The sequence below is a fragment of the Mannheimia sp. E30BD genome, assembly GCF_041807785.1.
GTDB lineage: Bacteria > Pseudomonadota > Gammaproteobacteria > Enterobacterales > Pasteurellaceae > Mannheimia.
Genome location: NZ_JBGTYX010000002.1, coordinates 225,870 through 238,074 on the forward strand (window position 1 = coordinate 225,870; position 12,205 = coordinate 238,074).

10 protein-coding genes are annotated in these 12,205 nt (G+C 39.1%); 2 read left to right on the top strand and 8 right to left on the bottom strand.

Translation table 11 applies throughout. From position 1 onward, the window contains the following. Positions 1-45: 45 nt before the first annotated feature. From rho to thrA, 4 genes are all read right to left on the bottom strand, one after another. Positions 46-1,308: a transcription termination factor Rho gene (rho, locus tag ACERCG_RS02445; RefSeq protein WP_373610486.1), complete on the bottom strand. Its 1,263-nt coding sequence runs from the start codon at positions 1,306-1,308 to the stop codon at positions 46-48. 180 nt (positions 1,309-1,488) lie between these two features. Continuing rightward, on the bottom strand, positions 1,489-2,436 hold the full coding sequence (gene cysK / locus ACERCG_RS02450) for a cysteine synthase A (RefSeq protein ID WP_373610487.1): 948 nt from the start codon (positions 2,434-2,436) through the stop codon (positions 1,489-1,491). Positions 2,437-2,611: 175 nt separating this feature from the next. Further along, positions 2,612-3,559 (bottom strand): homoserine kinase, encoded by a 948-nt coding sequence (thrB, locus tag ACERCG_RS02455; protein WP_373610488.1) that lies wholly within the window; start codon positions 3,557-3,559, stop codon positions 2,612-2,614. Then, the gene (thrA, locus tag ACERCG_RS02460) at positions 3,559-6,015 is read right to left on the bottom strand and encodes a bifunctional aspartate kinase/homoserine dehydrogenase I (RefSeq protein WP_373610489.1); all 2,457 of its coding nucleotides are present in this window, start codon (positions 6,013-6,015) and stop codon (positions 3,559-3,561) included. The genes thrB and thrA overlap by 1 nt, the downstream gene beginning before the upstream one ends. Before the next feature lie 433 nt (positions 6,016-6,448). On the opposite strand from thrA, the gene sodA reads away from it, so the two are divergent. Next, positions 6,449-7,090 carry a superoxide dismutase [Mn] gene (gene sodA / locus ACERCG_RS02465; RefSeq protein WP_373610490.1) on the top strand — a complete coding sequence of 214 codons (642 nt, stop codon included), beginning with the start codon at positions 6,449-6,451 and terminating at the stop codon, positions 7,088-7,090. Between the two features lie 73 nt (positions 7,091-7,163). Here sodA and ACERCG_RS02470 read toward each other — a convergent pair whose 3' ends face one another. The 4 genes from ACERCG_RS02470 to alr form a co-directional block, all read right to left on the bottom strand. Continuing rightward, entirely contained in the window at positions 7,164-7,952 is a 789-nt protein-coding gene (locus ACERCG_RS02470; RefSeq protein WP_373610491.1) for a DUF5358 family protein, read from the bottom strand. Positions 7,953-7,968: 16 nt separating this feature from the next. After that, positions 7,969-8,394 carry a hypothetical protein gene (locus ACERCG_RS02475; RefSeq protein ID WP_373610492.1) on the bottom strand — a complete coding sequence of 142 codons (426 nt, stop codon included), beginning with the start codon at positions 8,392-8,394 and terminating at the stop codon, positions 7,969-7,971. Positions 8,395-8,430: 36 nt separating this feature from the next. Beyond that, the gene (locus ACERCG_RS02480; protein ID WP_373610493.1) at positions 8,431-8,706 is read right to left on the bottom strand and encodes a hypothetical protein; all 276 of its coding nucleotides are present in this window, start codon (positions 8,704-8,706) and stop codon (positions 8,431-8,433) included. A gap of 125 nt (positions 8,707-8,831) precedes the next feature. Continuing rightward, positions 8,832-9,956 carry an alanine racemase gene (gene alr / locus ACERCG_RS02485; RefSeq protein ID WP_373610494.1) on the bottom strand — a complete coding sequence of 375 codons (1,125 nt, stop codon included), beginning with the start codon at positions 9,954-9,956 and terminating at the stop codon, positions 8,832-8,834. Positions 9,957-10,071: 115 nt separating this feature from the next. Between alr and recD the strand changes: the two genes are divergently transcribed. After that, on the top strand, positions 10,072-12,039 hold the full coding sequence (gene recD / locus ACERCG_RS02490; RefSeq protein WP_373610495.1) for an exodeoxyribonuclease V subunit alpha: 1,968 nt from the start codon (positions 10,072-10,074) through the stop codon (positions 12,037-12,039). Positions 12,040-12,205: the final 166 nt, after the last annotated feature.

The following is a 12,205-nucleotide window of genomic DNA, read 5'->3' on the forward strand; positions in this document are numbered from 1 at the left end:
TTTCAAAAAGAAATCAGCACCTAAATGGTGCTGATTTTTTATACTCTACGAACGTTTCATTATTTCAAAAAACTCTTCGTTGGTTTTTGCCATCATTAGTTTATCAATTAACCATTCGATAGCGTCCACTTCGTCCATTGGATTAAGCACTTTGCGTAACATCCAAGTTTTTTGTAGCTCGTCTGCTGCCATTAATAAGTCATCTTTACGAGTACCTGAGCGGTTGAAGTCAATTGCAGGGAAGATACGGCGTTCTGCAATACGGCGAGAGAGGTGTAGCTCCATATTACCCGTACCTTTGAACTCTTCAAAGATAACTTCGTCCATTTTTGAGCCGGTATCCACAAGTGCGGTTGCGATAATGGTTAAGCTACCGCCTTCTTCCACGTTACGAGCTGCACCGAAGAAGCGTTTTGGACGGTGTAATGCGTTAGCGTCCACACCACCCGATAAAATTTTACCTGAAACAGGGGTAACGGTGTTGTAAGCGCGAGCAAGACGTGTGATAGAGTCTAATAAAATCACCACATCTTTTTTATGTTCAACAGAACGTTTTGCTTTTTCAATTACCATTTCTGCAACTTGAACGTGGCGGGTTGCTGGCTCATCAAAGGTTGAGGCAATTACTTCACCACGCACGGTACGTTGCATTTCAGTAACCTCTTCAGGGCGCTCATCAATTAATAAAACAATTAATTCACATTCTGGATGGTTAGAGGTTATGCTTTGTGCAATATTTTGCAGAAGAACGGTTTTACCTGCTTTTGGTGGTGCAACGATCAACGCACGCTGACCTTTACCAATAGGTGCGGCTAAATCTAAAATTCGAGCGGTTAAATCTTCTTTTGAGCCGTTCCCACGTTCCATTTTTAAGCGAGAGTTAGCGTGTAATGGAGTTAAGTTTTCGAATAGGATTTTGCTGCGAGAGGCTTCAGGTTTATCATCATTAACTGAATCGACTTTTAATAATGCGAAGTAGCGTTCGCCTTCTTTTGGTGGACGGATTTTACCTTCTACTTTATCACCGGTTTGTAAGTTAAAACGGCGGATTTGACTTGGTGAAACATAAATGTCATCAGGACCTGCTAAGTATGAGCTATCAGCTGAACGTAAGAAACCAAAGCCGTCGGGTAAAATTTCTAATACGCCTTGACCGAAAATGTCTTCGCCACTTTTAGCGTGTTGTTTAAGGATAGCAAAAACAATATCTTGTTTGCGTAAACGAGCTAGATTTTCTAAGCCCATCTGGTTTTCGCCCATTTCAACTAATTCTGAAACAGGGGTATTTTTAAGTTGAGTAAGATGCATAGTATGAATATTAAACTTGTGATTAAATAAGATTGGGTTATTTGATTAGATATGGATAAGCCATAAAAGATGTGGCGAAGAATACAGCAATAAGAGAAAAATTGCAAATTTTTTATAAAAGATAACCGCTTATAGCAAGAAAAATGCCGACATAAAGTCGGCATTTCGTTTGAGTTTGAATTACGCTTCGATACCTTCAAATAAAAGAGTACTTAAATAACGTTCTGAAGCTGATGGTAGAACAACCACGATTAACTTATCAGCAAATTCAGGTAATTTAGCAATACGATCTGCTGCTGCTACCGCTGCACCTGATGAGATGCCACCTAAAATCCCTTCTTCTGCCATTAATCGACGAGCCGTTGCAATCGCTTCTTCGCTTGAAACTTGTTCAACACGATCTACTAATGATAAATCTAAGTTTTTCGGAATAAAGCCTGCACCAATACCTTGAATTTTGTGTGGACCCGGTTTTACTTCTTCGCCGTTTAAGGTTTGGGTAATGACTGGTGATTCTGCCGGCTCAACCGCCACAGAAATAATTTGTTTACCTTTATCTTGTTTGATAGCACGAGAAACACCTGTAATAGTACCGCCTGTACCAACACCTGCTACTAATACATCAATCTTACCTTCAGTTGCTTCCCAAATTTCAGGGCCTGTTGTTTGCTGGTGGATAGCTGGGTTTGCAGGGTTTTCAAACTGTTTTAAAGTTACATAATGGTTTGGATCAGAGGCTGCGATCTCTTCTGCTTTTGCAATCGCCCCTTTCATACCTTTTGCACCTTCGGTTAGCACTAAATTTACGCCTAAACTGCGTAATAAACGTTTACGCTCGGTACTCATTGTTTCAGGCATTGTTAAGGTTAATTTATAGCCACGAGCCGCTGCAACATAGGCAAGGGCAATACCTGTGTTACCACTGGTTGCATCAACGATTTCTTTATCTTTAGTGAGAATACCGTCTTTCTCTGCTTGCCACACCATATTTGCACCAATACGGCATTTAACGCTGAAACTTGGGTTACGGCCTTCCACTTTCACCACGATATTTCCATTACCGAAGTTTTTTAAACGAACAAGTGGCGTGTTACCGATAGAATATGAATTGTCTGCATAAATTGTCATTGTGATATTCCTTACTTGGTTAGTTAAGATTTGAAATTATCATACTCATTTTTTTGCACTTTGCTAGTAGCTGGAATTTATTTGATATAACTAAAAGGAATATATGGAGTGTTTAAAGGCAAGAAAAAACGGTCTGTTTGCAAAAAATTCACAAAATCAGACCGCTTGTAATGGGTTATTTCAGCTCTCTTGCCCCTTGATTATCTACTTTACAAATGTGGATAAAACCCTCGTTGTTTTGTAGATATTCTTTCTCAAGATAATTCACTAAACGTTGGGCGTGTTCTAAATCAGGTGCAATGGCAAACATAGTTGGGCCTGAACCTGAAATGCCCACCGCTAATGCCCCTAAATCTTTACAGCCTTGGCGAACTGCTGGGAAGTTTGGCAGTAAATCTTCACGATAAGGCTCTGCGATTAAGTCTTTCATCATCGTGGCGGCTAATACGTCTTGATGTGTATGGCAAGCGTGTACGAAAGAGCCTAAGTAGCGAGCTTGTTGAATCATATCTTGGCGGGTGTAGCTTTTTGGTAGAATCGCACGAGCTTCCGCAGTGGAGACTTCCACCCCCGGATAGGCAAGCACCCAATACCATTCATCAAAGAACGGCAACGGTTGGCAAATATTACCGAGTGATTGTGTCATTAACTGCAAACCGCCTAAATAGCAAGGGGCTACGTTATCATAATGGATTGAGCCAGAAATTCTGCCTTCTAATTCGCCCATCATTTCCAACAATTCCATTTTTGAGAACGGCTCATCGTGGAATTTATTGAGTGCGACTAATGCAGCAACAATCGAACAAGCACTTGAGCCGAGCCCTGAACCAATCGGCATATTTTTTTCAAGCGTTAAGCGTAAATTTTTAATGTTGCCACCACGCAATTTAAAGCGTTCGCTAAATAGTACATAGGCTTGATAAACGATATTTTTTTGTGGTTCTTTTGGCAATTTACGCACAAAATAACCAGCACTTTCTAACTCAAACTGTTGATCACAATCTTCAATTTGAAGCACATCGCCAAGTAAAGAGCCGTCAATCGGGGAGATGGCAGCTCCTAATGAGTCAAAACCCACACTAATATTTGCACTTGAAGCTGGAGCATAAATACGTAAAGCCATTAGTTTGCACCTCCCGGTAAAGTACGCAGAATATCGGCGAAGATACCTGCGGCGGTTACGCTATTCCCTGCACCATATCCACGCAATAAAAGTGGAATTGGATTATAGTAGCGAGTTAAGAATGCAAGGGCATTTTCACCATCTTTCACTTTATAAAGTGGGTGGTTTTCATCAACGGCTTCAATTGCCACTCGGCATTTATCGCCTGTGATAGATCCAACATAGCGTAACACTTTACCTTCTGCTTTTGCTGCTTCAACACGTTTGTTAAATTCTTCGTCTAATGAAGGTAGGATTTCTAAGAACTCATCACGAGTCATACCTTCCGAAAAACCTTTTGGTAACACGCCTTCAATTTCAATATCATCAAATTCAAGCGGTAAACCTGTTTCACGGGCTAAAATCAATAACTTACGAGCAACGTCTGCACCTGATAAATCATCACGTGGATCTGGCTCGGTAAAGCCTTTCTCTTTGGCAAGCAATGTAGCTTGAGAAAGCGTTAAGCCTTCTTCTAATTTACCGAAAATAAACGAAAGTGAGCCAGATAGAATACCTTCAAATTTCTCGACTTCATCGCCAGCAGCTAATAAGTTTTGTAAGTTTTCGATAACAGGTAAACCTGCACCTACATTGGTTTCATACAGGAATTTGTGCTGGCTTTGGCGAGCATTTTCACGCATTTCTAAGTAGTAGTCATAGCCTGATGTATTCGCTTTTTTATTTGGTGTTACTACGTGGAAACCCTCTTTTAACGCACGAGCGTAAAGGTTCGCTACCGATTGAGCCGAAGTACAATCAACAAACACAGGGTTTACAACGTGGTGGAATTTGATAAATGAAAGCAATACATCAAAATCAGACGGTTGGATTGCTTTTTCTAAATCTTCTTTCCAGTTCTCTAAATCTAAGCCATTTTCGTTTAGTAACATTTTATCCGAATTGGCTAAGGCACAAATTCGGATCTCAATGTCCTTCTTTGCCAAAAATTCCTTTTGCTGTTTGACCTGCTCAATTAACTCGCTACCAACGCCGCCCACACCCACTAAAAACATATCGACAACACGTTTGCTGTTAAAAAGTGATTTGTGGGTTGCTTTTACCGCTTCAATCGCTTTATTTAATGGCACAACCGCAGAAATTGAACGCTCTGATGAGCCTTGTGCAATTGCTACAATACTAATATTTGCTTGAGCCAGAGCAGAGAAGAAACGTGCCGCAATACCTTTAGCGGTACGCATACCATCGCCTACTACAGAGACAATCGATAAATCTTTAATAATATCGATCGGATCGAGTAAATTATCTGCTAATTCTTGAGTAAATTCCGCATTCAGTGCAGCTAATGCCTTGTCTGCTGATTTAGCTGGTACACAGAAACTAATACTGTATTCTGATGAAGATTGGGTGATTAAAATAACCGAAATACCTGCTTTCGACATGGTTGAGAATACACGAGCAGCCATTCCCACCATACCTTGCATTCCTGCACCTGAAACGTTAAACATCGCCACGTTATCAAGGTTAGTAATGCCTTTGACTTTTAGGTTGTCGTTCGCTACATTGCCATCAATTAATGTGCCTTTGCCTTCAGGATTGCCTGTGTTTTTAATTAAGCACGGGATATTCAGCGGCACTAACGGCCCGATTGTGCGAGGGTGGATTACTTTTGCCCCAAAGTAAGAAAGCTCCATTGCCTCTTGGTAGCTCATTGATTCTAAACAAACCGCATCAGGTACTAAGCGAGGGTCGCAAGTGTAAACACCGTCCACGTCCGTCCAAATTTCACATACGTCCGCTTTTAAACAAGCCGCTAAGCAAGCTGCAGAGTAGTCTGAACCGTTACGTCCTAATAACACTAATTCGCCTTGCTCGTTACCCGCGGTAAAACCTGCCATTAGCACTACGTTTTGCTTTGGAATTGAAGGTGCATCAACACGTTTAGTTGATTCTGCAATATCGACAGAAGATTCTAAATAGCTACCGTGTGCTAATAATTTTTCAACAGGGTCAATGCGAGTAACGGTGTAGCCTTTTGCTTCAAACCATGCTTGCATCATTGCAATAGAAAGTTTTTCGCCTCTGCAATGAATGGTTGCAGCGATTTTGTCTGATAACGATTTAGTTTGAGCGGCTTCTGCTGCCACTTGCTGAATTTGGGTTAATTCAGCCTCAACTAAAGCTAATAATTCATCTTTAGCGAAATTATTGTTTGCTTCGTATAAGCCATTAATGATGTTGTGGAAAATTTCAGTAGCTTCAGCAAGATTAGATTCAAAAGATTCGCCAGCAACCGCTTTATCAACAATGGCGACAAGGTGGTTGGTAATTTTAGCTGGAGCAGATAACACACCTGCTGCTTGGTCAGCCAAATGGGCTTTCCCGATGATATTTGCCGCTTGCATAAAGCGTTCCGGGTTGGCAAGCGATGTGCCACCAAATTTAAGAACTCGCATAGTTACTCCTGATAATGTATTTGTAAATTTTTCTATAAAAAAACCCGCTTGTAGCGGGTTTTCAGTTTATTCTTTCTTTTTGTAGCCAATAAAAACCCGCATTATGTTGGCGACATAATGGTGGTAATCGTCATAATTGTTGTATTAAAACAGTTCATTGGCTCTATCTCTATTAAGAGAATTAATAATGAGATGAAGAATGCGTGAAAATGAGGGGTTTGTCAATGGGATAAAGTATATTTTTAACAATAAAGCCTATTTTCCGTTAGGCAATTTAAGCTAGTTCGGATAATGAATGGCTAAATTTATATCTTATATTGAAAAATTTTGTGCTAGATCAAAAAAATATGCCTTTTCTGACTATTTCTTGTTAGAATGCTAATCGGAGTTTAACTCTGATTAACCTATTTATTATTTGAAAAAGGAATTAACTATGTCATACACATTACCTGAATTGGGCTATGCTTATGATGCATTAGAGCCACATTTTGATGCAAAAACAATGGAAATTCACCATTCTAAACATCACCAAACCTATATCAATAATGCAAATGCTGCATTGGAAGCTTACCCAGAGTTATTAGAAAAATGTCCTGCTGAGTTAATTAAAGATTTAAGCCAAGTGCCTGAAGATAAACGTACAGCAGTACGCAACAACGTGGGCGGACATGTAAACCACACTTTATTCTGGAAAGGTTTAAAAACAGGCACAACATTACAAGGTGCATTAAAAGAAGCGATTGAACGTGATTTCGGTTCGGTTGAAGCATTCCAAGCAGAATTTGAAAAAGCAGCAACAACGCGTTTCGGTTCAGGCTGGGCGTGGTTAGTGGCGGCAGACGGCAAATTAGCTGTTGTTTCAACTGCAAACCAAGACAACCCATTAATGGGCAAAGAAGTAGCTGGCGTTTCAGGCTACCCGATTTTAGGGTTAGACGTGTGGGAACACGCTTACTACTTAAACTACCAAAACCGCCGTCCAGATTTCATTAAAGCATTCTGGAACGTAGTAAACTGGGAGGAAGCTGCTCGCCGTTTTGAAGAAAAAGTAGCAACTTGCGGCTGTGCGAAATAATTTAAGTCTCGCTTAATACTATTCAAGCGGTCAGATTTGGTAAAAATTTTGCAAAATCTGACCGCTTGTTTATCTAATAACTATAGCAAGTTACGTTACCTAAAGCATTGTAACAACTAACATTTTTTGTTCTGTTGTTATACATCTGCATCATTTGTTGATTTGATTGCTGTATGGATTGATTCATATTTTGGATTTGCTGATTAAGCTGATTCCATTGCTGAGCCTCATACATTTGTTGCTGTTGTGCTGCCATTTGTTGTTGCATAGCTTGTTGTTGAGCTAACATTTGTTGTTGTACTAATGCAGCTTGACCTTGCGGTGTAGCGTAATAGGCTTGGCGAGCGGCACTTTCTTTTTCTAGCTGTTCTTGGCGTTTTTGTTCCTCTAATTGTCTCTTTTTCATCAATGCAGCTTGTGCTTTTTGCTCAGCTTTTAGTTTATTTAATTCCATCTGATAATTGCGTTTTACATCTTGACACCATTTTTTATCAAATTTAGCTGATTCAGAGTGATTAAATTTTTGAAGTTGTTGTTCAATATATCGTTGAGATGCTGGATCACTACTGATTATTTGAACATTATTCTCCCCAATCACTGAAATGAGGGTGTTAAGGTAAACCTCTTTATTATGTAAAGCTTGTTCTATTTTTGTGAGTTTACTAAAGTCATTATTGCGATATTCTTTATTAAATATGCATTGCTCTATTTTGTTTCCTTCGATTATCCATTTTTTTATATCTTCATCTGAAATTTTATATTTTGGCTCAGATGAGGTTAATAATGAATTATATAGAGAGTTATTAGTGCAAGCCGATAAAATAGCACTGCTCATAATTAATAAACCAATCTTAATTTTCATATTTACTCCTAATAGTTTAGTAACCGTATTTAGCTTTTAATTGATAATAAGTATTTTCATAGTGTCTTAAATAAGGTGAGCAAATTTCTGTAGATACTCGTGAATTTTCATTACGAGCTTTAGCTATTATATCAGCCCTAGCCTCTCCAGAAGATTGAAAGAAGTAATCGTTTCTAATATGGTAGTATCTTTTACCGAATACGCTTTCACCAATAGTGTGTTCTGCAATAATTCTTAATTCCTTCATTATTCCTACGGTAGGATATTGAAAATTCATTATATTTTTCATATCGGTTATTTTACTGTATTTTAAGCAAGCAGCCGTAATACCTTCTTCTTTTCCCCATTTATATGCTTGCTCATCAGACATCATATATTGAGAAAATAGACAACCGGATAAAGCAAAAGTAGAAATTATGGAAAATAGATATTTGTACTTCATAGTAATGTACCTTATTTGAATTTATGATTTAGTGGGTTATGGAATATTCTGAGATGTGGCACTAAGAATAATATCTGCATAGATAATTTGACTTTTATCTAATAAACTTCTCAATTGTTCCTTTTCTTTATCGGATATTTCCCGAAACTCTAATTCAGTTAATCGAAGTTGTTTATTAAATTGAAGGTTTTTATATGGTTGGTATTCTACTTCGTTATATCCTAGATAAGAAATAATAGTAGAGACTTTGTGGTAATCTGTTTCTTTCGAAAAGATGATACTCCCACCAATTGAGGCATTGTATTTTTTCAAGATTGAATTCCCTCTATAATAGTTTTATTTCGCCTCCTTATGTCAATAAGGAGCAGGGGAAGTATATACTTCCCCTGTCTTGTCACTGAAAAAACTTAATTGAGAGGTTATTACGGTAGGAGTAGTTATTTATATTCAAAAATCACGCGAGGAGTGAGTTTGGTAATCAGCTCATAGCTAATCACACCAATGTGTTTCGCCACATCTTCAATCAGTAATTTCTCTCCCCAAAAAATGGCTTTATCGCCCACTTTATCTTGGCTTTCTGCACCTAAATCGACTGTTAGCATATCCATCGAAACCCGACCGACAATCGGCACTATTCTGCCGTTAATCAACACAGGGGTACTTTCAGGAGCATTGCGAGGGTAGCCATCGCCGTAGCCCATTGCAATCACGCCGAGTTTGGTATCTTTAGGACTAATCCAAGCTCCACCATAGCCTACAGGCTTACCGGCTTTATGGGTACGCACAGCAATCAGGGAAGAGGAGAGCGTCATTACCGGCTTAAAACCTAAATCGGTAATCGGCGTATAATGGGGAGAAATGCCGTGCATAATAATACCCGGGCGAACCCAATCATAATGAGCCTGTTTCCAATAAAGAATACCGCTTGAGGCGGAAATACTGCGGTCGTGTGCTTGATATTTTTCGGTGGCTTGCTCAAACACGGCAATTTGCTTTTCGGTATAGCCGCAATCTAGCTCATCAGCTCGGCTAAAGTGGCTCACAAAGCTAATAGAGTTTACCAAAGAGCATTTTTTTAAACGCTCAACAAAGAGATCAACTTGCTCCGGGTGAATACCTAAACGGTGCATACCTGTGTCAATTTTGAGCCAAATATTAATAGGGAAGTAGATTTTTGCCTTACGCGTCCAAAAGCCTTTTTGCTGTTCAGCATTCCATTCTTGTGCGACTTCTTCTAATAATTCCAGTTGCTCAGTGTTATGAATAACCGTATCGAATTTGCGAGAGAGCGTTTTAAGCAATTCTTCTCGGTCAAAAAAGCCTTCAACTAACACAATCTTTCCTGTATAGCCTGTCTCTTGAATTTCTAAGGCTTCACGCAAACGAGCTACGCCAAAGCCATCAACCATATCAGCCAAAGTGCCAGCTGCAGGCAACAAACCTTGCCCATAGGCATTCGCTTTGATCATTGCCAATAATTTTTGATTGGGTGCGAATGATTTAATCAGCTGAATATTATGGCGGAGGGCTTGGCTATTGATAGTGGCGGTTGCTGGTTTCATACTTCATCTCAGATTAAAATAAAAATTGTGTGAAATTATACGCTGAAAATGAAAAATCCCTTAGAAAATAATGCAAAAAAGATTAGTATGAGTGAACTAATGCGAGAAATTTTATATGCTAAATTTATTATTTGAACTGAAAAAAGATAAAGTAATCTCTGACTTAAACTACCAATTTGCGGTTCTTATTGAGAGCAAGCAAAGCCAATATGATTACTCTCAGCTACAAAAAGATCTGGCGGTGTTGCTTGCTGCGTTGATGTCCTACCAAGTTGGGTTAGGGCATACTGCGTTACGCTTAAGTTCGTTAGAGCTTTCCAATCTGTTTGAGCTGAGAGCAAAAGCACAATGCCACCATTTACTTGAAGCTATTTTGCAAAAAATTGGCAAAATCTCACCGCTTGAATGGCAAGAAGCGTTGAAAGATCACATTGCTTTTAGCCAATCGTCTGAAAAAATTGCCCCAATGCTGTTCCAAAACGGCTTGCTTTATTTTTATCGCTACTGGCAAGCAGAGCATAATATTGCGGCTTATTTACAACAAGCGGTAAACTTTTCAGAAAAATTTACCAATACAGAGCTAAATAAAAGCATTCTTGCTCAGCTATTTAGTAAAACTTCAAACTCCCAGCAAGAAATTGATTGGCAAAAAATCGCCGTTGCTACCGCACTGGAAAAACAATTTAGCCTTATTTCTGGCGGGCCGGGAACAGGTAAAACGACTACCGTTGTGAAGTTATTACTCGGGCTTCAACTTAAACAGAAAGAACAACATCAACCTTTTTTACAAATTGCCTTAGCTGCACCAACAGGGAAAGCCACAGCGAGAATGAAAGAGTCGATTGAGAGTAAGTTATCTGATGAAAAAAATTTATCTTCTGAACTAATCAAAGCAATCCCAACAGAAGCGATGACAATCCACCGTTTACTTGGGGCAAGACCTTTAACCGATGAAACAAAATATAATGCGAAAAATCCGCTGCATTATGATTTAGTGGTGCTAGATGAAGCTTCAATGATTGATCTCTCAATGATGGAAAAAATTGTACAAGCATTGAAGCCAACCGCTCGCTTAATTATATTGGGGGATAAAGATCAGCTTGCATCTGTTGAGGCTGGTTCTATTATGGGCGAGCTAGGCTCATTTTTAGAGTACGGTTATAGCCAAGCTCATTGCGATTATTTAAAAGAAGTGACAGGCTATCAAATAGAGGCAGGCAATGCACTAGCAATTTGTGATTCGCTGGCTCACTTGAAACATAGTTACCGTTTCGGCGAAAAAGCGTGGATCGGCGAGTTAGCGAATGCGGTTAATGATCAAAAAATCAACCGCTCTTGGGAAATATTTGCTAAATATCAAGAGAGTAGAAAATTAGAGAATAAACTATATCCTGAAACGAAGGATATGGCGGACAAATCAAATTGGATAGAAAAAAGTGTGCAAATGGTAGTAGATAAAGCCGTAGAGCTTTACCAAGATTACTTACAAGCGGTACAGAAAAGAGAAGAAAATCCGCAAGTTGTGAGTGTAAAAGAGATTTTTGCACAATTCCAAAAGGTGCGTTTTCTCTCGGCATTACGTGTGAGTGAATTGGGTGTTGAAAAATTAAATGTGGCGATTGCAGAGGGTTTACGTAAAGCTGGCTTAGTGAAATTTAACCATAGTCGAGATCGCTACATTGGTAAGCCTATTCTTATAGCTGAAAATATGCCAACGAACAAAGTCGCAAGCGGCGATATTGGGATTATTTTGCCGGATGAAAATGGCGAAATGAGGGTTTATTTCGATTCTCAACAAGCAGGTGGGCAATATCATAGTTTGCCACTAAGCCGAATTTCAAATTACGAAGCAGCTTATATTATGACGGTGCATAAATCGCAAGGATCGGAATTTGAGCATACGGTTTTAGTTTTGCCACTTGCGATTTCGCCTGTTTTAACGAAAGAGCTAATTTACACAGCAATTACCCGAGCGAAAGATAAATTCACCCTATTTGGTAGCGAGAAAGTATGGAAATATGGGGTAGGAGCGAAAACAGAAAGACAAAGTGGATTGAAAGAGCAATTAATTAGCGATAGTTGATAAAGGAATAAACAAATTGAATTAAATTTCAACAAGCGGTTAATTTTTTAAAATTTTTTACAAAAAACACTTGCGTTCATTTCAGATTTCTCTATAATGCACCCCACACAACGACGCGCTGTTGTGAACGGTTAGGTTTTAAGTTCAGTGCGTCGTTCTTTTTTGT